Source organism: Ruminococcus champanellensis 18P13 = JCM 17042, from assembly GCF_000210095.1.
Classification (GTDB): Bacteria; Bacillota; Clostridia; order Oscillospirales; family Ruminococcaceae; genus Ruminococcus_F; species Ruminococcus_F champanellensis.
In genome coordinates this window covers 2310924-2336155 of record NC_021039.1, presented here as the reverse complement: position 1 = coordinate 2336155, position 25232 = coordinate 2310924, and the positions used below count along the sequence as shown (strand labels likewise).

Here is a 25232-nt window from a genome sequence, read left to right as displayed (position 1 = left end):
TCTGTTGAAGGCAGCCAGACCACAGCGGCTCCTACCTCCAGCACAACAGAGGAAGGCAGCCAGACCACGGTGGCTGAGAACACTGTAAAGTATGAGATCCCCACTGTAGCAGCTAAGCCCGGCGAGACTGTTGAGATCCCGGTTAAGGTTTATGCAGGATCTCCTGTCAACGGCATCAGCCTGAACCTGGCTGCTGATGAGACACTGACCTATGATTCCTTCGCAGCAGGCGTTGCATACACCGGCGAGCCGGTTTGGAACGCAGCTTCCATGGCTTACAGCTGGAATTCCGAGACCGACCAGACAGCAGCAGATGCAGTTCTGTTTACTGTAAAGTTCACAGTTCCGACTGACGCAGCAGTTGGCGTATACCCCATCACATTCAACGCAGCAAACTGCGAGACAGTAAATGCAAACGGTGATATTCTGACAGCTGAGTATGTAGACGGGGCAGTTGTTGTTGAAGGCACAACCGCTACAATCGACGGTTACACCTTTGATAAGGAGGCTACTCTGATCGGCGATATGTTCTGGTCCGAGGATCCCACTCCCTTCGACACAAGCGACTTGAATGTTCAGATTACTGTTTCTATGAAGTCTGTTGCAGTTGTAGACGGCAAGGTTGAGGAAGTTTCCGACACAGAGACTCTCCCGATCGGCAATCTGTTTGCTCTGACCGCAAACAGCGCTTCTGAGCTGGAATACACCGAGGCTGGCGAGTACACCATCGGCATTCTGGTTGATGAAACTGCAATTGCAGAAGCTGTTGAGAATCTGGTTGAGACTGAAGTAACCTGGACCGATCTGGATAAGTCTGCTGTTGCAGGCGAGTTCACTGTTCTGGTTGGTCTGAGAGGCGATGTAAACCTGGATGGTAAGGTAGACGTTGCAGACGCTGTACAGATCCTGCAGTATTCCGCAGCAGCAATCCTGGAAGAAGCAGGCGGTCAGCCTGAGATTCCTTCTGCTGAGATCATTGAGCCGGATTCCCTGGCTAAGTTCTGCGCAGACGTTGACTGCTATAAGGATGCAGAGCATGCAAAGATCAACACTGCTGATGCAGTATGCATCCTGAATTATTCCGCTGCATTCCTGGCGAATGGATCCGCATCTTGGTATGAAGTTCCTGGTGCAAACCAGTATGTTGCATACGCACAGACTGACGATGAATAAGCTGAAAGATTCAATCTGTTGTTTTTACATGCGGGCGTTGCCCGCATGTATAACATAAAACATTTGAAAGGAAAAGAAGAAAATGAAGAAGACATTTATGAGAACGGTTGGCGTTCTGTCTACAGCTGCTATGTTGGCAGTAGGCGCTATGAGCATCACTGCAAGCGCTGACGGCGCTGCAAAGCTTTCCATGGATCAGAAGTTTGCTGAACCCGGCGAGACTGTTGAAATCGCCTTGAACCTGGAGAACTTCGACGCTTCTTGGACTGGCCTGGAATTCCTGGTTAACTACGATCCGAAGCTGGAAGTTGCTCTGGATGGTGCTGGCGATATCGATTACAGCTATGGCGATGCAATTGGCGCTATGGGCAAGAAGATCTCCGTTGGTGGTGCAATTTCCAAGGATCTGACTGCTGATGGTCTGAAGGGCTTTGCTTTTGCTTGGGGTACTGCAACTGCAATCTCCGGCAACGGTCAGCTGGGTGTTTTCAAGTTCACTGTTCCGGCTGATGCACAGCCTGGCGATGAGTTCCCGGTTAACCTGACTGTTAACGTAGGTTCCTTCATCGATGCTAACAAGGAGAACATTCCTTTTGAGACAGTAAACGGCTGGATCAAGATCAAGGAAGAGGAGACCACCACTTCTGAGGAGACCACCACCACAACAACTACTACCACAACTGAGGGCGCTGCTGAGACTTCCGCTCCGGCAGTAACCACATCTGCAGTTACCACAACCAAGACTCCGGATGTTAAGCCTCCGAAGATGGGTGTAGACGGTGCTGCTCTGGGCGTTGTTGGCATGCTGTCCGCTGCTGCTGCAGCTGCTGTAGTTCTGAAGAAGAAGAAGGACTAATTCCGATTTCTCAGAAAGCATGCAAAAAGTGTAAGCACTAACACAAAGAAAACGGTGTAGCGAAAGCTGCACCGTTTTTTGCATAGTTGTCCGGAACCTCACATAAAATGAAGGCGGGAGCAGAAGCCACTCCCGCCTTATGTATGAAAAAAATAAGAGCCAAAGGCTCTTATAAAAATAATGTAAAGTGAAACATATGTGTAGAACAAAAGAAAGGAGACAACAAAACGAGTGTAAATAACAAATTGCTTTTACACTGTAATTATTATACCCGAAAAAGAGCGAATCGTCAATCATTTTGGGCGAAAAATCGGGAAAGAGAAGAAAAATAGTGATTTTGCACAAAATTCCTGAAATGGATTCAGCATAATGATAAGCAGATTCTGCCGCAGCGGAATTTAAATTCGTGGGAATTCCCGAAAAACCGTGGGATATCCGCAATGTTTTAGAAAAAAGGTATTTACAAAAAAGGCGTTTTGTGATATCATGTATTGTAATGGGTATAGTGCGCGCCACGCACAATTGCCTAGGGCAATGCCCCTTGGATCCTTCCCGGAGCACTGCTACTAAATACTAGGAGGACAAACCAATGGCAAGAAAAAAGAAAACCATGGACGGTAACAATGCTGCCGCTTATGTATCCTATGCGTTTACAGAAGTAGCCGGCATTTACCCGATCACCCCTTCAAGCCCCATGGCTGACTACGTTGACCAGTGGTCCGCACAGGGTGTGAAGAATATCTTCGGGACCACCGTCAAGGTTGAGGAAATGCAGTCTGAGGCTGGTGCAGCCGGTACAGTGCACGGTTCCCTGAACGCTGGTGCGCTCACAACCACCTATACCGCATCCCAGGGTCTGCTGCTGATGATCCCCAACATGTACAAGATTGCCGGCGAACTGCTGCCGACTGTTTTCCATGTATCCGCACGCTGCGTTGCTTCTCACGCACTGAATATTTTCGGCGATCACTCCGACGTGTACGCATGCCGTCAGACCGGCTTTGCAATGCTGGCTGAGACCAACCCCCAGGAGGTTATGGATCTGGCTGCTGTTGCACATCTGGCTGCAATCGAGAGCCGTGTTCCTTTCATCAACTTCTTTGATGGTTTCCGTACTTCCCACGAGATCCAGAAGATCCAGGTTTGGGATTACGCTGACCTGAAGGAAATGTGCAACATGGACGCTGTGAAGGCATTCCGTGAAAGAGCTCTGAATCCGGAGCATCCCACTATGCGTGGTTCTCACGAAAATGACGATACCTTCTTCCAGCACCGTGAAGCATGCAACAAGTACTATGATGCTGTTCCCGCAATCGTTGAAACCTACATGAACAAGGTCAACGAGAAGCTGGGTACTGACTACAAGCTGTTTAATTACTACGGCGCAGCTGACGCTGACCGCGTAATCATTGCAATGGGTTCCATCTGCGATGTGGCTGAGGAAGTCATCGACTACCTGAACGCAAAGGGCGAGAAGGTTGGTCTGGTAAAGGTTCGTCTGTATCGCCCCTTCTCTGCTGAGAAGCTGGTAGAGGCAATCCCGGCTACTGCAAAGAACATTGCTGTTCTGGACAGAACCAAGGAGCCCGGTTCCATCGGCGAGCCCCTGTACCTGGATGTAATTGCTGCACTGAACGAGCAGGGCAGAACCGCCAACGTGATCGCTGGCCGTTACGGTCTGGGTTCTAAGGATACACCTCCGGCAAGCATTTTCGCAGTATACGAAGAGCTGGCAAAGGCTGATGCAAAGAGAAAGTTCACTCTGGGTATCCACGACGATCTGACCTATCTGTCCCTGGAGGAGAAGCCCTCCCCGAATACTGCGGCAGAAGGCACCATCGAGTGCAAGTTCTGGGGCCTGGGCGGCGACGGTACCGTTGGCGCAAACAAGGACTCCATCAAGATCATCGGCGACCATACCGACAAGTATGTACAGGCTTACTTCCAGTATGACTCCAAGAAGACCGGCGGTATCACCGTATCCCACCTGCGGTTCGGCGATCAGCCCATCAAGAGCCCCTACTACATCAACAAGGCTGACTTCGTTGCATGCCACAACCCCTCCTACATCATGAAGGGCTACAAGATGGTCAACGATGTAAAGCCCGGCGGTAAGTTCCTGATCAACTGCCAGTGGACGCCTGAGGAACTGGAGAAGCACCTGAATGCTGAGACCAAGCAGTATATTGCAAAGAACAACATTCAGCTGTACACCGTAAACGCAATTGACATTGCCGCAAAGATCGGTCTGGGCAAGCGTACAAGCACCGTACTCCAGTCCGCATTCTTCGCTCTGGCAAATGTTCTGCCTTCTGAGGATGCCATCAACTACATGAAGGAAAAGGCAACCATGAAGTTCTCCAAGAAGGGTCAGGACATTGTGGACATGAACCACAAGGCTATTGACGCCGGTAAGGACGCTCTGGTGAAGATCGACGTTCCGGCTGCTTGGGCAACCGCTGTTGACACTGCTGCTCCGGAAGCATCCAAGGGCCCGGCTAAGCTGGTCAAGATGGTTGACGAGATCATGAAGCCTGCTGGCAAGATGGATGGTTACTCCATTCCTTGTTCCGCATTTGCCGATCATGTGGACGGTACCTTCGAGCAGGGCGCTTCCGCATACGAGAAGCGTGGCGTAGCTGTGATGGTTCCGACCTGGAACGCTGAGACCTGTGCAAAGTGCAACAAGTGTGCATTTGTATGTCCCCACGCTACCATCCGTCCCTTCGCTATGAACGCTGAGGAGGCTGCTGCTGCACCGGCAAACACCAAGAAGGCTCCCAAGCCCATCGTAAAGACTGATTACACCTATACACTGGCAATCTCCCCCATGGATTGTATGGGATGCGGCGTATGTATCGGCGTATGCCCCACCAAGTCCCTGACCATGGTTCCCAGAGAGGGCGAGGAGGATCAGCAGGCAGTATTCGATTACTGTGTTGCAAAGGTTTCCGAGAAGCCCGAGGTTGCTACCGATGCTACTGTCATCAGCAGCCAGTACAAGCAGCCGCTGCTTGAATTCTCCGGCTCCTGTGCAGGCTGTGCTGAGACCTCTTATGCACGTCTGATCACCCAGCTGTTCGGCGACAGAATGTATATTTCCAACGCAACCGGTTGTTCCTCCATCTGGGGCGGCCCTGCTGCAACCTCTCCGTACACCGTAAACAAGGACGGCTTTGGCCCGGCTTGGGCAAACTCCCTGTTTGAGGATAACGCAGAGCACGGTCTGGGTATGTACCTGGGTCAGAGAGCAATCCGTGAGCGCCTGATCAACGATGTAAAGGCCATTGCAGGCTCTGAGAAGGTTTCCGATGCTGTGAAGGCTGCTTGCGAGCAGTACCTGAACACCCTGGAGGACGGCAAGGAGAATGCAGCAGCAACAAAGGCTCTGGTTGCAGAGCTGGAGAAGATTGACTGCGATTGCGAGGCTCGCGCTGACATCCTGGCAAACAAGTCCTACCTGTCCAAGAAGTCCGTTTGGATCTTCGGCGGCGACGGCTGGGCATATGATATCGGTTTCGGCGGCGTTGACCACGTTCTGGCAACCGGCGAAGACGTAAACATTATGGTATTTGATACCGAGGTTTACTCCAACACCGGCGGTCAGGCTTCCAAGTCTTCCAACATCGGTCAGGTTGCACAGTTTGCTGCAGCTGGTAAGGCAATCGCAAAGAAGCGTCTGGCTGACATTGCAATGTCCTACGGCTACATTTATGTGGCACAGATTGCAATGGGTGCGGACATGAACCAGACCCTGAAGGCAATCAAGGAAGCTGAATCCTACCACGGCCCGTCCCTCATCATCGGCTACGCTCCCTGCGAGATGCACAGCATCAAGGGCGGTATGACCAACTGCCAGGCAGAGATGAAGAAGGCTGTTGACTGTGGTTACTGGAATAACTTCCGGTACGATCCCAGACTGGCAGCAGAGGGCAAGAATCCCTTCATGCTGGACAGCAAGGCTCCTACCACCTCTTATCGTGACTTCATCATGAATGAAGCACGTTACAGCTCCCTGACTCGTTCCAACCCGGAGAGAGCAGATCAGCTGTTCGCCAAGGCAGAACACACTGCAAAGGATAGATACGATTATCTGTCCCACCTGGCTGAATTCTACGGCGAAGTAAAGTAAGCAACCCATAAAAAGAGCGGCATGGCGAAAACCATGCCGCTTTTTTGCGTAAGGCAACACCACACAATTTTTTGCAGTGTTGTCGTAAATAGAAAAGAACATGCCACAGCACCGGGTTGACGCTGTGGCATGTTTTGTATAGTGGAATCAGCAGATCCGCTCTGTGATGAGTCCGCAGATTTCCTTTAGGTGCTGGGCAAAGAAGAAGTGTCCGCCGGAGAAGCCGAAATAGTCGCACTTGCCGCCGGTGAATCTGTCCCAGCCCCGGAGATCCACGTTCCGGAGAATGTGATCCTCCTTGCCGTACAGCACGGTGATATCACAGCCGAAGGGAGCTTCTTCCGGGGTCAGAGCGAACCGATCCGCCATGCGCACGTCCGTGCAGAGAATCCGGTTCAGCATCCGGCGCAGCTCCGGATCCGTATCCGGAATGGCGGTGCTGAGTCCACCCTGGGCGAAAAACTGCACCAACTCTTCATCGGACAGATGGTCGGCATTCAGCATCCTTGTGCCGTCACAGGGGGCGCATCTGCCGGACATGAAGGCATGCCGGGGGGTGGGCAATCCGGCGGTTCGAGTCTGGCGAATCAGCTCCGCAGCCAGCAGGGTGCCCATGCTGTGACCGAACAGGGCATAAGGCTCCTGTTCCAGCAGGAGGCGATGGGTCTGGATCAGATCCGCCACGCAAGCGGAAACCTCCGTCAGCAGTGGCTCCCCGGATCGGATGAACCGGCCGGAAAGCTCCATGGGCACCACCTTCAGATCCCGGGGCAGGTACCGCTTGAAGGTACAGTAGCTTTTGGCAGAGCCGCCGGCGTGGGGAAGAAAAAACAGTACCATGCTCAGCCTCCGATGGGGGTGCCCTTATCGTTCAGCAGGTGAAAAATCTCCCCAACGGTGCTGATGGATGCCACCAGGGACAGGGGAATGTTCAGCTGATAGGTTTCCGTAATGTGGGAGCCCAGACCGAACAGCCCCAGGGAGTCCAGATACAGGTCGTCATACACGTCGGTGCTTTCGGTGATCTCAGCGGCATCCACTCCAACGTAGTCGGAAATGTGCTGCTTGAATTCGTCCCAGTTCAGATTGTTCATGTTATTTGTACTCCTTTTTTCTCAGATACTTAAACTGAATTTTGCCGATGTCCTTGGGAATCTCCTCCACCAGAACCACCTTGTCAGGGATCTTGTAGGCGGACAGCTTGCCGTCAAAGTAGTGGGCAAGGGCGCCCCGGGTGATCCGGGCATCCCCCTTCGGCTGGATGTATGCCACGATCTGCTGCCCGATTACCGGGTGGGGTTCATCGGTAACAGCGGCAGCGGCAATGTCCGGATGGGTCAGCAGGCATGCTTCCACTTCCTCCGCATGCACCAGGTTGCCGCCCCGCTTGATGATCCGCTTGCTTCTGCCGGCAAAGCGCACTGCGCCGCCGGGCAGCTTTGTCACCAGATCTCCGGTGCAGAACCAGCGTCTGCCCTGTTCGTCCCGGAGGATCTTTTCAGCGGACAGCTCCGGATTGCCGAAATATTCGGTGATGACCGCATCCGTAAACACGCACAGCTCGCCGGTTTCCCCTTCGTTGACCTCGTTCCGGTTCTCGTCCAGCACCTTCACGTCCGTAAAGGGCAGCTTCTTGAAGTCACTGGGATCCGTATCCCCGTCCAACTGGGAATCCCACACCACCATGGTGGCGGTCTCGGAGGAGCCGATCACATTGATGACCCGGATGCCCAGTCGGTGTACGAAGATGTCTGCCAATTCCTTGGGCAGCACCTCTCCGGCAAAGTAGCATACCCGGACGCTGGACAGATCGTACTTGTCAAAATCCGGGGTGGACAGCAGCACCTTTGCCAGGGTGGAGGTGAGCTGGATCACGCTGATGTGGTATTTCTGGACGGTTTCCAGGAATGTGACCGGGTTGAACTGGGGCTGGTACAGCACGGTGCCCCCCTTGAGGGTCATTTGCAGCCCCATGCCAAAGCCCCCCTGGTGGTACAGGGTCATGCCCAGCATCATTACGTCCCCGGCGGTAAAGTGCAGGTGGGAGCCCATATCCTCCTGGGAGATCAGGAAGCCCTCATAGGGCACAGCCAGTACCTTGGGGGTGCCGGTGCTGCCGGAGGTGCATGCCAGGGACATGGTGTGTTCCGGTTCCGGGGTAAAGGGGGCGCATTCCATGCCGCAGTAGTCCCGCAGGAAGGTGTCCTCGGTGATGAATACCGGATCCGCCGGCAGCGCCTCCTGGGGAGCAAAGCAAATACACTTGTCCTGGGAAAGCTGTCCGGGTACCAGGGCGCTGACTGCGTCAATGATCCGGTTGTTCCGGTATCTCTCCGCCAGGAAGCAGATCTTCACAGTGGTGGCAGGGATCAGACGGGACAGCTCCAGACTGCCGCTCTGGGGATCCATGGGCACAGGCTGCGCCCCGATGCGGATGGCAGACCAGTATACCAGGTACCATTCGATGCTGTTGGGCATAATGATGCCCACCTTGTCGTTGGGCTTTATCCCCAGCTTCTGCATGCCAGAGCCAAGCCGGGCGGTCATCTCCATAAACTCCCGGTAGGTCAGGGTGTTTTCATCGATCCGCAGCAGCACTTTATCCGGGGTTTCTGCTGCGTACTTGCCGTAGTAATCAAAAAATGTCTTGCGCATGTTACTTCCTTTCCGTTAGACGATCCGCCAGAAAATCTGCTGCCAGATGCTTGACCCAGTGGAACTGCTCTCCCACGGGCATGGCATGCATGATGGTTTCCTCGGATACATAAGCAGGCTTTTCGGAAATGTAGATCTTCTCCTTATAGCCGGTGGCCTTGTCAAACAGCCGCAGGGAGGCTTCCGTGTCCATCCAGTTGTCGTCGTCGCTGTACGCCATCAGGAAATCACAGCCGACCGTGCCCTCCTCGATCTGCTTCATACCCTCCAGATAGTTGTCTGCATACTGGAAGGAGGACCACCTGCCCCGTTTCATCCATACCGGAATGGAGCCTTGATCCGCAAAGTGCATCAACAGCGGGAACAGGCTGACGCAGCATTTTGTTTCCGGATACTTGGCGGAGGCACGGAAGGCATAGCCGCCCCCCATACACAGACCAAAGTTGCCGATCCGGTCAGCATCCAGGTCTGCCCGATTTGCCAGGAAGGCGTAGATGCCATCAAAGGCAGCCTCCAGCATGGGGCCGCCGCACTTGATCCCGTTGTGGATCACGGCTGCTCCGGCGCCGGGCATGTCCGGCGTCAGCACCGCCACGCCCCGTTCCAGCAACGGCTCTGCCAGCATTTCCAGCTCTTCCTTGCAACTGCCGATGCCGGAATAGGTGATGACGCAGGGGTAGGGACCCTGGCTGCCATCGTCCGGGAAGTGCAGGTATGCAGGCAGTACCCCTTCCTTGGTGGGGATCTCCACATATTCCACCTTGTGGTCACAGTAGCCGGTGTACTGGCTGTAGGCATGTGCCAGACCATCGTAGATCTCGGTTTTTTTGTCAATGTCCTCGGTGTTGATCATGTAGCAGGCATAGTGGCACTGTGCCGCCAGCTTGTAGTATGCCCGGGCGGAGATCCGGTGACCGCTGTCCGCAGCCTGCCGGGCAAGGTCGGTGTATTTGTGGATCTTTTCCGCCCATTCCCCCAGCCATACGCTCTGGATCTGTTTGCCGCTCATCACCTTGATGCCGTCGATCTTCTTGAGGATGTATTCAATATCAAAGGGGTTTGCTCCGAATATCATGGAGCGTGTCACCACCGGGTTCAGCAAATCTCTGATGGCCCATTTCATTGTGCGTCAGTCCTTTCCGGTATATTTCCAGGCACTTTCCCGTGCCATTTCTGTAAACTGCATGTAGATCCGGTGAGGATCCACGCCTGTATGCTGCCGGAACAGGGCAAGCATCCGATCCGCAAAGCGATCCAGAAACGCTTGCTTTTCCTTGGAAAATTCAGGGGGCAGCACATAGCGGAATTCCGCAAAAAATACCGTGTCATCGGTGCCGTTCATGCGCATGTCGCAGGGATCCAGCATAGCCATCACCGCAGCCAGGGGCTTGTTGAGCAGCTCTGCCGCTGTTGTGGCGGTATCCAGCAGCAAAGCCTCCCGTGCTGCCGCATCCATGGGGTAGTTGGTTTTCAGTTGGCAAATTGGCATAGAAGTTCCTTTCGTGGGTTATTCGTATTTGCAGAACACCAGGGAAGCGTTGTGACCGCCGAAGCCGAAGGAGTTGGACAGGGCGGTGCGGATGCGCTGTGCTCGTGCAGTGTTGGGGATGTAGTCCAGATCCAGTGCAGGATCCGGAATGTCGTAGTGCAGGGTGGGGGGCAGCATGCCGGTTTCGAGGGCTTTGACGCAGGCAATGGCTTCCAGGGCGCCCCCTGCCGCCAGGGTGTGGCCGATGGCTGCCTTGATGGAGGACACGGGCACCTGCTTTGCCCGCTCTCCCAACAGAGACTTGACCGCCATGGTTTCATACAGGTCGTTCAGGTTGGTGGAGGTGCCGTGGGCGTTGATATAGTCCAGATGCTCCGGCTGTAAGCCGGCGTTTTCCAGGGCGGCAGCCATGGTCTGTGCCATGCCGGCGCCGTCGGTTTTCGGAGCCGTCATGTTGTAAGCCTCGCTGTCCATATGCGCCCCTGCCAGGGTACAGTAGATCCGGGCACCCCGTGCCTTTGCAGTCTGCTCCGATTCCAGGATCAGAGTACCGGCACCTTCCCCCATAATAAAGCCGTCCCGATCCCGGGTGAAGGGGCGGCAGGCGGTTTTAGGATCCGGGTTCACGGACATGGCGAGGAGCTGGTTGAAGCCCTTGATGACGGAGTGGGTAACCGTGTTGGAAACGCCCCCTACGATCACCGTGTCGTACATGCCCGCTTCAATCATCTGCTTGGCAAGCGCCATGGCGTACGCAGAGGAGGCGCAGGCGGTGCTTACATTGAATGCGGCACCGGTGAGCCCATACTTGATGGATACCATGGCAGGCAGCTCACTGGGCATTTTCCGCAGGGTGATGTTCAAAGGCTTGTCCAGCTCTGCATCCTCCAGAGAATTGTCAATGACCCCGTAGATCACAGCCACCCTGGAGCGGTCACAGGCAGTAAAGTCTATGCCGCTGTCTGCAACCGCTTCTCCGGTACTGGCGAGTCCGGTACGGGTGGCGCGGGTGGTGGCGCTTAGCTGGCGTTTTTTCCAGTAGCGGGATGCTTCTGCTTCAAAGGAATCCGGCACCTGGGCAGCGACCTTGGTGTCATGCTCCTCTGTGGAGATCCGGGTAATGGGGCTGATGCCGCCCTTGCCGGCGATCAGATTCTTCCAGTATTCCGGGACGGTATTGCCGATTGCGGTGACTGCGCCCAGCCCGGTAATCACAACTCGATTCATAATTACACCTCAGAAAAAATAGTATCCCAGACCTGCGCTCCGGCAGGCTGGTAGGATGCAAAGCCTGTGGTTTGGTAAAAACGATCCAGAACGGAGGAAAGCGTCTCCGCTCCGTATGCCTGATACAGTTCTTTTGGGGTCTGTGCCAGTCCCAATGTTTCCTGCATAGCACGAGCGAACAGCGCCCGATCCCCGTTGTATGCCCCCAGAGCGTGTGCCATTTCGTTCAGCAGCAAAGCGGTCATATCTGCCGTCGCCCGGGAAGCATCCCCGGATGTGTCCGGCATGTGGGCTGCTGCATAGTCCAGGAAGGACAGGGGCGCAGGGGAGCATCCCGCATCCAGCAGCTGCTTCATAGCGGTATGACCGTATGCCAGCAGCCCGGCGTTCCGGGGAATCCGGAACCGACCGGGGTCTGCTCCCATAAGCCCTACCCCCACGCTGTCCAGGATCTCGAACACAGGTGCGGTGGGCATCAGACCGGACAGCGCTTTGTCTAACTGCGCCGGGCTGACCCCGTATTGCTCCAGTAGCACAAAGCCATGGGCAACGGCACAGGACAGGATCTGGTTGAGATACATGTGGTAGGCGCCCTCCAGGGGCAGTGGTTCCTTGCCGATGCGCTGTACCAATGCGGCAACGGCTTCAGCGGTTTTTGCACTGGTTTCCGGCAGCAGGTTCAGCTCCACAAAGCCGGTGAGCCGCACCGGGTAGAAAAAGTGCATGCCGGTACACCGGGACAGATCCTGCACCGGGGCGAAAATGTCCGCCACCGGCAGGGAGGAGGTATTGGTCAGCAGCAGGCAGTCCGCCGGGACGATCTGCGCCAGTCTGGCGAACAGCGCCTGCTTGGCGGCAAGCGCCTCCGGGATGGCTTCCAGTACCAGATCGCAGCCGGCAAAGTCTCCGGGATCTGCCGTAAAGGTGACAGCCTGTTTCCGGTCTGCAAGCTGCTGCTCCGTCAGCAGCCCTCGCCGATGCTTCCGATCCAGCTGCTTCTGTAGGTTGGCGGCATGTTTTTCCGTGTTGTATGGCTCCAGGATCACAAACCGATCCTCTCGGAGCTTGTCAAAGAGCAGGTTGAAAATATCCTGCCCCATTTTGCCGAATCCGGCAATGCCCAGCTTCATAGTTCTGCTCCTTCCTGTAGATACTGCCGAAGCAGGGGGAGACTGTCCTCATCAGAAAAATGCGCCGTGTGGCTGCTGATCCAGTCAATGAGTGCTACCGCCTGGGCATAGCCCTGTTTTTTGCCGCAGAGGAAATCCGCCCAGCCCAGAGCGTAAGCGGTTTCTGCCGGGATCAGTTCTCCGGACATGACCAACCTGTAGGCGTTGGACATGCCGCACAGCTTAATGGTGCGTGCAAGCCCTCCCAGGGCAGGCAGGATGCCGAAGGTGGACTCCGGCTGTCCCACCCGGGCGTTTTTCTCACAGATCCGGTAATGACTGTTGACAGCGATCTCGCTGCCGGAGCCGATGCAAAATCCGGTCACCACGCTGACCACCGGGAAGGGCAGACTGCGCAGGAAGGTGAAATGCCGCTTTTGCTTACAGTGGGCAGGGGGCAGGCGCTTCCCGTCAAAGGACTCGGCAGCGGAACGCTCTGCCAGGGCATCCACATCGGCGCCTACGCTGAAATGCCTGCCGCCGCCCCGGATGATGAGCCCCCGGATGCCGGGCTGGGTGCTGCGAAGCTGAACCTGATCCATGATCGCTTCGTACTCCCGGAAAAATGCTCCGGTCATCAGATTGTTGCCGGGGGCGGACATGGTCAGAGTCAGGATACCGGCTTCTTCGGTCAGGGCAAAGGCTGTTTCTTCAGGCATGGCTCTTTCCTCCGTTCTTCTGTTCCATCAGCCGGTAAAAGGCAAAGGACTCCTGTTCCAGCACAGTCTGCACCGGGTCATGCCGGGCACAGAGGAAGCAGGCGGTGATTTCCGCCGCCTGCTGTGGGGTCTTTCCTGCGAACAGCTTGTCCGTCAGAGCGGATACGCCCCCGGAAAAGCTATCCGCATTCTCTATCAGCATACAGAAATTCTCCGGTTTTCTGCCGCACAGAAGCGATGTCCGCTCCGCCGGGCATGCACCGGTAAAGGGCACTGCACTGATGCGCAGATCAAAGGCAGCCAGCAGAGCCGGATCCCAGGTGTTTGGATCCGGCAGGGCAGCGGCGGTCAAAAAGGGAACCTGCGAAAGCCAGTTCCGCAGAAGGGCTTCCCGGGAAGATTCCGCAAGAAAAAAGCCGTCGGTCAGGAACACCAGCAGCATGCAGGGGGTTCCCAGCCGGTCACGGCTTTCGTATATTTCAAACAGGGATCCCGCATCCGTGACGGTGGTCACGAACGGGGTGGTTTCAATCTTCATGGCTGTCACGCTCCATCAGTTCTCGGGCTGCCTGGGGAATATCGCAGATGATCCGCTCCCCATTCACATAGGCAAGCTTGCCCCGGATGCGGCAGGCGGTCAGCCCGGTGTTTGCCTGTATGACGATATGGGTGTATCTGACCAGTCCGGCGGAGCAATACATTTCGGTTTCGATCCGCACCGGATCTAAAAGATGCAGTTCGTGGAGATACCGCAGGCTGCTTTCCAGGATCACCGGAAACAGCCCTTCCTTTTGGAGCAGCTCCACCAGGCCGTATCGATTCAGGCAGTGCCACATGGCGGCTTCGGCATAGTTCAAGTACACCGCATTGTTCACATGTCCGAAGGAGTCCAGCTCGTACCCCCGGACGGTCAGTTCGTAAGTGCTTTTCATTTTGCTTGGTTCGCCTCCGCCAGGACTTGTTCAAAGCCGCCCTTGGAGGGATCCTCTACGCCTGCCTCTGCACGCTCCATGGTTTCCAGGATGGTGCGGATCTGGAGGGAGGTGTTGGTGCCGATCAGTTCCCGGAGAAACGTCTTGGCAGGCTCTAAGGGGTTCTTTCCTTCGCACAGGGTAGTGACCAGTCCTGCTTGCAGGGCATCCTGGGCGGTGAGCATTTCTCCCCGCAGGCACATGGACAGCGCCTTTTCCCTGCCCAGCAGCCGGTACAGCCGCTCCATGCCCCCCATGCCGGGGACGACTCCGTGCATGATCTCCGTCAGCCCCAGAAAGGCGTTGGGGGCGCAGATCCGGAACTGACAGCTCAGAGCGATCTCCAGCCCGCCTCCGAAGCAGCCGCCGTGAATGGCGGCGGCAGTCAGAATGGGCAGGCGTTCGATGGTGCGGAGCAGTGTTCGTGCAGCCTCCAGCTTCCGGGAGATGTCATTGTTGGCAGCATCCCCGAACAGGGACACATCAGCCCCGTGAGAAAAGTGCCTGCCCTTGCCGGTGATGACAAGCCCCTTGATCCCGGGGTTGTCCCTCAGAAAATCCAGCAGCACGGACTGTTGAATAAATTCCGGCTCTGTCAGCAGGTTCTTTGGCCCGTTGTCCAGAGTCAGAACCGCAAGCGCTCCATCTGCCTCCAGGGTGGATAAATTGGAACGGATCATGGCTTACTGATTTACAATGTCGTTGCCGTACTGGTAAACCTTGCAGAACATGTTTACCACGTCGGACATGGTGTCCATGGGCGCCTTCAGCATGTACTTGCCGATGCTCTGAAGCTTGACATCCAGGTCATACTTTTCTGCGGTCATTTCGATCAGCTCCACGAACATCAGGGAGTCGCTGCCCAGATCCTCCTGGGGGTTGGTGTCCATGGTGATCTCATTTCTGTCCACTTCGCACTCCTCTGCGTAGTAATCAAAGATCATGTCGGTGATTTCCTGTCTGATTTCTTCGGTGATTTCTCTCATGGTCTGTTCCTCCAAAAATTTTTGTATCATGAAAAATTATACGTCTTGCAGCGTATAAATTTTACACTTGCGGCTGCGGAGCCGGGAGAATTTTTTCACGGCACCGTTGGCGCTGACATCGTAGAATGCGGTCACGCCCAGTTCCTCCAGCTTCCGGAGGGCAAGATCCCACCGGATGGGAGTCATCACATTCCGCTGGTTTTCCAGCATAATGTCCTGTCCGCTGGTCAGAATCCGGTTGTCGAATGCGGAAAGGATGGGGTAGTCCGGATCCCGGTAGGGGATGGATCCGCAGAAGTCCACGTATTCCCGGGCATAGTTCGCCAGAATAGGGTGATGGTAGGCGATGCCGGTGCCGAAGGGGATCGCCTTGATGGCACCCTCCGCCAGCATCAGTTCCAGTGCCCGGCGGACAGCCTCTGCCTTTCCGCTGATCATGGTGCAGAATACCGAATTGCCGCTGCCGATCACAAGCTCCTCCCGGGAAAACCGGGGGAACAGTAGCTGCTGTGCGTCCTCATACCCGAAGCCGATGACCACACCCATGTCCAGATCCATGCCGGCGTTGGCAAGGTTCTGCATGGTGGCACGGTTCATGAGGATGATATGGTGGGCAAAGGTATCCGGCACGGAGCCGAAGCAGGCACTGATGCTGACGATGCCGGAGCTGTACCCGGCGCCGATGTCCGGGACGATGCCCTGTTGGATGTAGTGATCAAACACCACCCGGTCGCACAGCAGGGAAATGAGCCATTCGGCAACCCGCCGGTCAAACGGGGTGTTCCGCTCCAGGTCGGTGTGCAGACCCAGCCGGGAAAATGCCTCATCCCTGGCGGTCAGATAGCGTTCCATCAGGGCCGCAGGCAGATTCACCAGCAGCTTTTCCGGCTTGGATCCGATGCCATTGAATAAAAATGCAGTTTTATAGTGATTCACAGAATGCCCCTTACAAATATACTATTCTTATGTTAGCAGTTATAGTGAACAGTGTCAATATTCCGGGGCGAATGCCGGGACAAATTCGTTTAGATGAACAAAACAGGAGGGAATCTTTGGGCTGCTTTTATGAAAAAGTGTAAATTATACTTCCTGTATATTACTTTGGCAGAAAAAGAACGTCTCCGGCGCAAAAGCGGAGACGTTCGGAAGGATCAGTCTACCTTGTCCACCTTCATCAGATTGGTGGTACCGGAAATGCCCAGAGGCAGGCCGGCAGTGATGACGACCATATCTCCTGTGTGGATATAGCCAGCCTTTTTGGCGGATTCCACAGCGTGCAGCAGCAGCTCATCGGAGTTGGTTTCCTCCTGGATCATCAGGGGGAGCACGCCCCAGGACAGGTTCATCTGCCGGCAGATCCGCTCACTGGGGGTGCAGCTGATGATGGGGCAGGTGGGACGGTATTTGCTGATGAGCCGGGCGGTCTGTCCCTGCTTGGTGACGGTGACGATGGCCTTGGCGTTCAGGTCATGGGCAGTGGTCACGGTAGCGTGGGAAATGGCGGTGGCAATGTTGCAGAATACATCGGATTCCCGGCGGGAGAACCGCTTTTTATAGTCAATGTCATTTTCCGTTGTCCGGGCGATCAGCGCCATGGTCTTGACGGATTCCACCGGGAAGGAGCCGGCAGCGGTTTCGCCGCTGAGCATAATGGCGCTGGTGCCGTCATAGATGGCATTGGCAACGTCGGTGATCTCTGCCCGGGTGGGGCGGGGATTGTTGATCATGGATTCCAGCATCTGGGTGGCGGTAATGACCTGTTTGCCGGCATTGTAGCCCTTGTGGATCAGATCCTTCTGGATGGAGGGAATCTGTTCAAAGGGGATCTCCACGCCCATGTCGCCCCGGGCAACCATGATGCCGTCCGCAGCCTCCAGGATCTCGTCGATGTTTTCCACGCCCTCCAGATTCTCGATCTTGGCAATGATGCGTACATCGAACCAGCCCAGGCTCTGGGTGAATTTCCGCAGATAGTTGATGTCCGCCGCAGTGCGCACAAAGCTTGCCGCAATGAAGTCAAAGCCCTGCTTTGCGCCGAATTCCAGGTCGTTCATGTCCGCATCGCTGAGGAAGGGCATGCTGAGCTTGACGCCGGGCACGTTGATGCCCTTATTGTTTGACAGGACGCCACCGTGAATGATCCGGCAGATGATGTCGGTTTCGGTGACCTTTTCCGCCAGCAGTTCTACTACGCCATCGTTGATGAGGATCCGGTTGCCGGCGCTGATGTCATGGGGCAGACGCTTGAAGGATACGCAGCCCTCCTTGGCGTTGCAGAGAATATCCCGGGTGGTGAGGGTATAGGTATCTCCGTCTTGGATCTTGACCGGTTCATCGTTCTCGAATTTTCCCAGTCGCACCTCCGGCCCCTTGGTGTCCAGCATGGTGGCGATGGGCAGACCCAACTCGTTCCGCAGGCGGCAGACCATGTCGAAGCGGCGCTTCTGCGTTTCGTAATCCCCGTGGGAAAAGTTGAAGCGGGCAACGTTCATGCCGCTCTTCATCAGATCCCGCAGCACGTCGATAGAATCCGTTGCGGGTCCTACCGTGCAGACAATTTTGGTTTTTCGCATATATGATTGCTCCTTTCAGGCACAGGTTGTACACGCACAGGTTGTACACTCTGATGTATAGTATACAGGATTGCATCGGTTAGGTCAAGTTACATTTTGGCAAAAAAAGCGGGAAACATCGGCTTTCTTGTGGAACCGGCGGAAAAGGACTCCCCGGAAGCCGGTTTTTTCGGCAGAAACACAATTGACGAGGGGGAGGAGAATGTGGTATAGTAATCTGATGAAAATTTGAAATACGGAAAAGGAAGAGAATATGGAACAGACAGAGCTTTTGGGGAGCAAGGCGGAAAAGCGGCAGTTTCGGCGGATGGTGATGGCGCTGGTGGTGCCTATGGCACTGCAGAATCTCATCAATGTGGCGGTGAATGCGGCGGACGTGATTATGCTGGGCAAGGTCAGCGAGACCGCCCTGTCCGGCGCATCCCTGGCAGGGCAGGTGCAGTTTATCATGACCCTGATCTTCTTTGGCATCACCTCCGGCGCTGCAGTGCTGACGGCGCAGTACTGGGGAAAGGGAAATACGGGCGCCATTGAGCGGATCATGGGCATTGCCATGCGGATCTCCCTGTGCGTGTCCGTGGTATTTACCCTGGCAGGGGTGTGCGTGCCGGAGTTTTGTATGCGGATTTTCACCAGTGAGCCGGATGTGGCGGCGGAGGGCGCAAAGTACCTGCGGGTGCTGTCCTTTACCTTCCCGGTGATGGCGGTAACGATCATCTATCTGAATATCATGCGCAGCGTGGAGCGGGTGGTGATCTCCACAGTGGTATATTCTGTATCCCTGGTGCTGAATATTCTGCTGAACGCAGTGCTGATCTTCGGTCTGCTGGGATGTCCGGCACTGGGCATTGTGGGTGCGGCGGCGGCAACCCTCTGCGCCCGGATTGCAGAGCTGGTGATCGTACTGATCTATGCCCGGCGGAAGGACCATCAGGTACACCTGCGGTTCCGGAACCTGTTCGTGAAGGATCCGGTGCTGTTCAAGGATTTTCTGCATTACGCCCTGCCGGTGATCCTCAATGAACTGATGTGGGGCGCAGGCTTTTCTATGAACTCCGTCATCATCGGGCATCTGGGAAGTCCGGCGGTTGCCGCCAATTCCGTTGCCCAGGTGACCCGGAATCTGGCGACCGTGGTTGCGTTTGGAGTCGCAAACGCCACGGCGATCCTGGTTGGCAGAACCATCGGGGAGGGGGACGTGAAGCGGGCAGAGGTCTATGCCAAGCGCTTTGTGCGGCTCACCCTGTGCGCCGGGGCTGCGGCTGCGGCAGTGGTGCTGCTGGTACTGCCCATCATGCACAAGGTCATGACCCTGTCGGAGCAGGCTCACAGCTATCTGACGGTGATGATGCTGGTGATGAGCTACTTTGTCTTTTTGCAGGCGTACAATACCACCATGGTGGTGGGGATCTTCCGGGCGGGGGGCGATACCCGGCTGGGACTGATTATTGACGTGAGCACCATGTGGGGTGGCTCCATCCTGTTCGGTGCCCTCTGTGCCTTTGTGCTGAAGCTTCCGGTGGAGGCAGTGTATGTGGTGCTCATGAGCGACGAGGTCATCAAGGTGCCTATTACCACCCTCCGGTATCGGCAGAAGAAGTGGCTCAAGAATGTGACCAGAGAACTGTAAGCCGGTTGCATGAATTTTTTTACATTGGCAAATAGCATTGTCAAAACGCTTGCTTTTTTTCGCTTTATCCGGTATAATGGAGGTACAGCACCGGGAATGTCCGGTGTCAACGGAAAACGGTATGCGCCGTGTATATGAAAGGAGTCATTGATATGAAGAACGTAAAACGACTGCTGTCCTGCCTGGTATCAGCAGCAATGTGCATGTCCCTGCTGCCGGCAGCCATGATGCCGTCGGTTTCTGCGGAGCAGGATCCGAAGTATATTCTGATGCTGGGAGACAGCATTGCATCCGGTTATGGACTGGCAGAGGGCGAATACAGGTATGCGGATTACCTGGAGGAATACCTGGGGATGGAATCCATCGACTATGCAAAGCCGGGTCAGACCACCGGGGAGCTGCTGGAGCTGGTGAACAATGAGGAGGTACAGATCGACATTCCGTTGGCTTCCGTGATCTGTGTGTCCATCGGTGGCAACGATCTGATCGACACGGTGGAGGGCTACCTGAACACCCTGCTGGAAACCTACAACACCACCAACGGTACCTCTCTGACCCTGAAGGAATATGTCCAGACTGTGGTTGCAGTGGATGACGACCTGCAAACCACCATGATCCTTAAGCTGACTTCTCTGCTGAACAAGGCTGCCAATACATACAAGACCAACATTCAGCAGATCGAGGCAAGCCTGCTGGAGCAGAACCCGGATGCGAAAATCGTGGTACAGACTGTGTACAATCCCATCAATATGGAGAATCCGGTTGTGAACGGGGTGGATTACTCCAGCAAGCTCAAGCAGATCCGGAAGTTTGCTTCCGAGCAGTTGCTGACTCTGAATGATGCATTGCAGCAGACAGAGGGTCTGACCTATGTGGACGTGAACGCTGCATTCAAGGATACGGAGTGGGTTTACACCAATATGGATCCCTCCAACGGCTTCTGGCAGATGGATGTACATCCCAATGCTCTGGGGCATGCAGTGATCGCAGCGGAGATTCTCAACAGCCTGGGGGCTGAGGGCGGAAGCTGTGACCAGTTTAACCTGGTGCTGCTGAACAATGCAGCAAAACTGAGCGATGCGGAATATGACCGGGTCCATGCGCAGTTGGATAACTTTATTACAACCGGCAAGGATGGCATTGTATACTCCATTGCCGGCGTCAAGGGCAAGCCCGGCGAGACCGTGGATGTGCCTATCACCATTTCCGGCGATACGGGTACTGCCGGCATGGTGCTGGAGCTGCAGGCGGATGCAGGTCTGACCATCAAGCGCCGTGTGACAGGCAACGCATACGAAGGGGCGCCTACCTGGAATCCCAAGACCCTGACCTATGTCTGGAATACCGCAGACGGCAGAAACCAGGTTGCTGCGGATGGTGCCGTTCTGGCAACTCTCCAGTTCACCATTGCTGAGGACGCTGTCAACGGTATGTACGAGATCAGCTTTGATGAGGCGAAGTGTGATATTGTAGACGAAAATGGCACTGCGCTGGACGTGACCTTTGAAAACGGCGGCGTGGAGGTATACGGCTCCACTGTACCGGAATACAAGCTGGGCGACGTGAACATGGACGGCGCTCTGACTGTTGCAGACGCAGTAACCGTACTGCAGGCATGCGCACAGGTTACAGCAGGCGGTGAAAGCCCGCTGACCGATCAGCAGAAGAAGCTGGCTGACATGAACCAGGACGGCAATGTTTCCGTTGGCGATGCAGTGGACATTCTGGTGACCATTGCACAGTCCATGGTGGGCTAAGAGCCGGATAAGCAGAATCATTGGGAAAAGCTGTGGGAAACCGCAGCTTTTCTTTTTGTCCGGCTTGCACTGACCGGGGAAGTGTGGTATACTGTTCCGTAGGACTGCGCAAAGCAGTATGGCAAAGAGTTTGCGAAATTCAGAAAGGACGTATCATGATTACTGTTTCCAACGTGAGCCTTCAGTTCGGGGGCAATACCCTATTCAAGAATGTGGATCTGAAATTCACCAACGGCAACTGCTACGGCATCATCGGCGCCAACGGTGCAGGCAAGTCCACCTTCCTGCGGATCCTGTGCGGGGATCTGGAGCCTACCACCGGAGAGGTCATCATTCCCAAGACGGAGCGGATTTCCGTGCTCAAGCAGGATCACTTTGCCTATGACGCTTATACGGTGCTGGATACGGTGATCATGGGCAACGCCCGGCTGTATGAGATCATGCAGCAGAAGGATGCACTGTACGCAAAGGAGGATTTTTCCGAGGCGGACGGGGAACTGGCAGCGGAGCTGGAGGGGGAATTTGCGGAGCTGGACGGCTGGGAGGCAGAATCCAACGCATCCAAGCTGATCCAGGGTCTGGGACTGGAGGAATCCCTGCTGTATCAGCAGATGTCCGCCCTTACCGGTAACGAGAAGGTGAAGGTACTGCTGGCACAGGCACTGTTCGGCAATCCGGACATTATCCTGCTGGACGAGCCTACAAACCACCTGGACATTGAGGCGATCCGGTGGCTGGAGGAATTCCTGGCGGAATACTTCGGAACGGTGCTGGTGGTATCCCATGACCGGCACTTCCTGAACAATGTATGTACCCACATTGTGGATATCGACTACACCAAGATCAAGATGTATGTGGGCAACTATGAGTTCTGGTACGAATCCAGCCAGATGATGCAGCGGATGATCAAGCAGCAGAACAAGAAGGCGGAGGAAAAGATCGCAGAGCTGAAGTCCTTTATCGAGCGGTTCTCCGCCAACAAGTCCAAGTCCAACCAGGCCACCTCCCGGCGGAAGCTGCTGGAGAAGCTGACGGTGGAGGAGCTGCCTGCCTCCAGCCGGAAGTATCCCTTCATCGGTTTTACCCCGGATCGGGAACTGGGCAAGGAGATCCTGCAGGTCAGCGATCTGTGCAAGACTGTGGACGGGGTGCCTCTGCTGCATCATGTCAGCTTTACCCTGGGGCGCACGGATAAGGTTGCCTTTGTGTCGGAGGATGAGCATGCCATTACCATGCTGTTCAAGATCCTGATGGAGGAGGAACAGCCGGACAGCGGCAGCTTCAAGTGGGGAGTATCCACCTCTGTATCCTACTTCCCGGTGGACAATTCTCCCTTGTTCAACGGCTGTAAGCTGTCCATCCTGGACTGGATGCGGCAGTTTTCTGCCAACGATGAGACGGAGACCTATCTGCGGGGATTCCTGGGGCGGATGCTGTTTTCCGGGGACGATATTTTCAAGCCGGTGGAGGTGCTGTCCGGCGGCGAGAAGGTGCGGTGCATGTTCTCCCGGATGATGCTGTACGGCTCCAACGTACTGGTGCTGGATCAGCCCACCAACCATCTGGATCTGGAAAGCATTACGGCAGTGAACAACGGACTGGAAAGCTTCAAGGGGGTTGTGCTGTTCTCCTCCCACGACCATGAAATGCTGCAAACGGTGGCGAACCGGGTTATTGAGCTGACGCCGGAGGGATGCATCGACCGGCAGGGCACTTATGAGGAGTATCTGGAATTCCGGAAGAACAAAGAGGCGTGACCAATGGAATCATATAAATATGATCTGCATGTGCACACCCGGGAGGGCAGTGCATGCGGCAGAGCATCCGGCGCAGAAATGGCGGAGGCGGCTGCACAGCAGGGCTATGCGGGGCTGGTGATTACGGATCACTTCTTCAACGGGAATACCACCGCTGCGCCGGAGCTGTCCTGGCAGGAGAAGGTGCAGGTGCTGAAGGAAGGCTATCTCCACGCCAAGCAGCGGGGGGAGCAGTTGGGGCTGGAGGTATTCTTCGGCTGGGAATTCGGCTACAGCGGCTCGGATTTTCTCACCTACGGACTGGATACGGACTGGCTGCTGGCGCACCCGGATGTGCATAAGCTGCCCCTGTACGACTATTTGCAGCTGGTGCGGCAGGCGGGCGGCATGACCATTCATGCTCATCCCTTCCGGGAGGCATGGTATGTACATGTCATGCGGCTGGTGCCGGAGCTGGAGGATGCAGTGGAGGTGTACAATACCTCTCACCAGAACCCGGCGTTCAATGCCCGTGCCGCCTGGTATGCGGAAGCCTATGGGCTGACCGGCGTGTCCGGTTCGGATGCCCACAGCCAGGAGGCACTGAAGGGGGGCATTTTGCTGCCCCATCCGGTACACAGCATCCGGGAGCTGATGACAGCCATCCGGAACCGGGAAATGGTGGGGCTGTGTACGGGAACAGAAATAGAATGGAAATCAGAAAGGAGAGACCGTGACAGCGGTCGGAGGTAGTTATGGAGCCGGATGGCAGTCGAATATGGATTTATGTGTTGCTGATCCTGGTGTTTGCTCTGCTGAAAGGAGTATACACCGCCTGCGAGTATGCGGTAACGGAGGTCAACGACAGTAAGGTCAAGACCCTGGCGGAAACAGACTCCAGGTATGCAAGGCTGTTGAAGCTGATCGAGGCACCCCAGAAGATGATGCTGGCGTTTTCCATGCAGCGTGCTTTGTCCTGCGTGATGATCTCTATTTTGGCGGTGATGCTGCTGGATGCGGTGCTGGATACCCGGCTGGAGCTGCAGCTGCTGCACGGGGGCGCTGCGGGGTGGATCCGTGCCGGTATGCTGGCGGGGCTGCTGCTGGTGACTACGGTGCTGATCTCCTCCCTGACGGAGCAGCTGCCGAAGCGGTTGGTGCATCGGCACATTGACGGCTTTGCGGTAGGCTGTGTGGGGGCGGTGCGCCTGTTGACCTGGGTGCTGGCACCGGTGGCGCTGCTTGCCCATGGCTTGACCTTTGTGGCATGCAAGCTGTGTGGCCTGCCCACGGATGATGTACGGGACAGCGTCACCGAGGAAGAGATCCGGATGATGGTGGAAGCAGGGAACGAGACGGGTGCCATCGAGGAAAGCGAGCGGGAGATGATCAACAACATCTTCGACTTCGGGGACACAGTGGTGTCCGAGGTGATGACCCACCGGACGGATATCATCGGGGCGGAGCTGCATGCAAAGATCGGGGACATCGTGTATCTTGCCATCAACGAGGGGGTATCCCGGATCCCGGTGTATGAGCAGACTATTGATAATATTGTGGGAATCGTATATGTAAAGGATCTGCTGTGCCTGGTGGGCTGTGAGCATTGTGAGGACTTCACCCTGGAGCAGTTCCGGCGGGACGCTCTGTACATGCCGGAGACCTGTAAGTGCCGGGAGGCGTTTGAGCAGATGACCCGGGCAAAGCAACAGATGGCGGTCATTTCGGATGAATACGGGGGGACTGCGGGCATTGTGACCATGGAGGATCTGCTGGAGGAAATCGTGGGGAGTATTCAGGATGAGTACGACGATGAGGCATCGGAGCTGGAGCAGCTGCCGGATGGAGGCTATTCCGTGGATGGTGCGGCGGATCCGGAGGATATTTTGCCCAAGTTGGGGGTTGCTGTCCCGGAGGATAACCAGTATGATACCATGAGTGCACTGATGGTGGATCTGCTGGGACGGATTCCGGAGCAACAGGAGCGACCTGCGGTGGAGTATCAGGGGCTGAAACTGACGGTTTTACAGACAGAGGACAACTGGATCTCCCGGATTCGGGTGGAGCAGCTGAAGCTGGCAGGGGAGCCGACAAAATAACATTTTATAATGCACAAACAGACCGGAGTTTTCAACAGGTTTGTTTGTGCATTATTTTTCTGCAAAAATGCTTGACTTTTTTCAGCATCCATGGTATGATATTAAAGCTGTCACAGACGA

General features: G+C 55.5%; 22 protein-coding genes. 8 read left to right on the top strand and 14 right to left on the bottom strand.

Annotated elements, in window-relative coordinates:
• The 3 genes from RUM_RS10720 to nifJ all read left to right on the top strand — a co-directional run.
• Positions 1–1173, top strand: a 1173-nt coding sequence (locus tag RUM_RS10720; RefSeq protein ID WP_041326418.1) for a cohesin domain-containing protein, incomplete at its 5' end; no start/stop codon positions are given.
• 82 nt (positions 1174–1255) lie between these two features.
• Positions 1256–2029 (top strand): cohesin domain-containing protein, encoded by a 774-nt coding sequence (locus RUM_RS10715; RefSeq protein ID WP_015559126.1) that lies wholly within the window; start codon positions 1256–1258, stop codon positions 2027–2029.
• A 589-nt stretch (positions 2030–2618) separates the two neighbouring features.
• Positions 2619–6161, top strand: a complete 3543-nt coding sequence (nifJ, locus tag RUM_RS10710; RefSeq protein ID WP_015559125.1) for a pyruvate:ferredoxin (flavodoxin) oxidoreductase — start codon at positions 2619–2621, stop codon at positions 6159–6161.
• A 147-nt stretch (positions 6162–6308) separates the two neighbouring features.
• Here nifJ and RUM_RS10705 read toward each other — a convergent pair whose 3' ends face one another.
• The 14 genes from RUM_RS10705 to pyk form a co-directional block, all read right to left on the bottom strand.
• Positions 6309–7001 carry a thioesterase II family protein gene (locus RUM_RS10705; protein WP_015559124.1) on the bottom strand — a complete coding sequence of 231 codons (693 nt, stop codon included), beginning with the start codon at positions 6999–7001 and terminating at the stop codon, positions 6309–6311.
• A 2-nt stretch (positions 7002–7003) separates the two neighbouring features.
• The gene (locus RUM_RS10700) at positions 7004–7255 is read right to left on the bottom strand and encodes an acyl carrier protein (protein ID WP_015559123.1); all 252 of its coding nucleotides are present in this window, start codon (positions 7253–7255) and stop codon (positions 7004–7006) included.
• A gap of 1 nt (position 7256) precedes the next feature.
• Positions 7257–8816 (bottom strand): class I adenylate-forming enzyme family protein, encoded by a 1560-nt coding sequence (locus RUM_RS10695; RefSeq protein ID WP_015559122.1) that lies wholly within the window; start codon positions 8814–8816, stop codon positions 7257–7259.
• A gap of 1 nt (position 8817) precedes the next feature.
• Positions 8818–9939 (bottom strand): dienelactone hydrolase family protein, encoded by a 1122-nt coding sequence (locus tag RUM_RS10690; protein WP_015559121.1) that lies wholly within the window; start codon positions 9937–9939, stop codon positions 8818–8820.
• 6 nt (positions 9940–9945) lie between these two features.
• On the bottom strand, positions 9946–10305 hold the full coding sequence (locus RUM_RS10685) for a tautomerase family protein (protein WP_015559120.1): 360 nt from the start codon (positions 10303–10305) through the stop codon (positions 9946–9948).
• An 18-nt stretch (positions 10306–10323) separates the two neighbouring features.
• A complete protein-coding gene (locus RUM_RS10680; protein WP_015559119.1) occupies positions 10324–11532 on the bottom strand; it encodes a beta-ketoacyl-[acyl-carrier-protein] synthase family protein in 1209 nt (402 codons plus the stop codon).
• Positions 11533–11534: 2 nt separating this feature from the next.
• The gene (locus tag RUM_RS10675; RefSeq protein ID WP_015559118.1) at positions 11535–12662 is read right to left on the bottom strand and encodes a 3-hydroxyacyl-CoA dehydrogenase family protein; all 1128 of its coding nucleotides are present in this window, start codon (positions 12660–12662) and stop codon (positions 11535–11537) included.
• Positions 12659–13360: an enoyl-CoA hydratase/isomerase family protein gene (locus RUM_RS10670; RefSeq protein WP_015559117.1), complete on the bottom strand. Its 702-nt coding sequence runs from the start codon at positions 13358–13360 to the stop codon at positions 12659–12661. Before RUM_RS10670 ends, RUM_RS10675 begins: the two co-directional genes overlap by 4 nt.
• Positions 13353–13898, bottom strand: coding sequence for a hypothetical protein (locus RUM_RS10665; protein WP_015559116.1), 546 nt, complete (start codon positions 13896–13898; stop codon positions 13353–13355). Before RUM_RS10665 ends, RUM_RS10670 begins: the two co-directional genes overlap by 8 nt.
• On the bottom strand, positions 13888–14292 hold the full coding sequence (locus RUM_RS10660) for an acyl-CoA thioesterase (protein ID WP_015559115.1): 405 nt from the start codon (positions 14290–14292) through the stop codon (positions 13888–13890). The genes RUM_RS10665 and RUM_RS10660 overlap by 11 nt, the downstream gene beginning before the upstream one ends.
• Positions 14289–15011 carry an enoyl-CoA hydratase/isomerase family protein gene (locus RUM_RS10655; protein WP_015559114.1) on the bottom strand — a complete coding sequence of 241 codons (723 nt, stop codon included), beginning with the start codon at positions 15009–15011 and terminating at the stop codon, positions 14289–14291. Before RUM_RS10655 ends, RUM_RS10660 begins: the two co-directional genes overlap by 4 nt.
• Positions 15012–15014: 3 nt before the next feature.
• On the bottom strand, positions 15015–15317 hold the full coding sequence (locus RUM_RS10650; protein WP_015559113.1) for an acyl carrier protein: 303 nt from the start codon (positions 15315–15317) through the stop codon (positions 15015–15017).
• 36 nt (positions 15318–15353) lie between these two features.
• Positions 15354–16253, bottom strand: a complete 900-nt coding sequence (locus tag RUM_RS10645; RefSeq protein ID WP_041326417.1) for a malonyl CoA-ACP transacylase — start codon at positions 16251–16253, stop codon at positions 15354–15356.
• A gap of 215 nt (positions 16254–16468) precedes the next feature.
• Positions 16469–17890, bottom strand: a complete 1422-nt coding sequence (gene pyk / locus RUM_RS10640; RefSeq protein WP_015559112.1) for a pyruvate kinase — start codon at positions 17888–17890, stop codon at positions 16469–16471.
• 253 nt (positions 17891–18143) lie between these two features.
• Here pyk and RUM_RS10635 point away from each other — a divergent pair, with 253 nt between their 5' ends.
• The 5 genes from RUM_RS10635 (at position 18144) to RUM_RS10615 (ending at position 25112) form a co-directional block, all read left to right on the top strand.
• The gene (locus RUM_RS10635; RefSeq protein ID WP_015559111.1) at positions 18144–19520 is read left to right on the top strand and encodes an MATE family efflux transporter; all 1377 of its coding nucleotides are present in this window, start codon (positions 18144–18146) and stop codon (positions 19518–19520) included.
• A 152-nt stretch (positions 19521–19672) separates the two neighbouring features.
• On the top strand, positions 19673–21277 hold the full coding sequence (locus tag RUM_RS10630; RefSeq protein WP_015559110.1) for a GDSL-type esterase/lipase family protein: 1605 nt from the start codon (positions 19673–19675) through the stop codon (positions 21275–21277).
• Between the two features lie 155 nt (positions 21278–21432).
• Positions 21433–23034 (top strand): ABC-F family ATP-binding cassette domain-containing protein, encoded by a 1602-nt coding sequence (locus RUM_RS10625; protein WP_015559109.1) that lies wholly within the window; start codon positions 21433–21435, stop codon positions 23032–23034.
• Between the two features lie 3 nt (positions 23035–23037).
• Entirely contained in the window at positions 23038–23766 is a 729-nt protein-coding gene (locus RUM_RS10620; protein ID WP_015559108.1) for a PHP domain-containing protein, read from the top strand.
• 2 nt (positions 23767–23768) lie between these two features.
• A complete protein-coding gene (locus RUM_RS10615) occupies positions 23769–25112 on the top strand; it encodes a hemolysin family protein (RefSeq protein WP_015559107.1) in 1344 nt (447 codons plus the stop codon).
• Positions 25113–25232 lie beyond the last annotated feature (120 nt).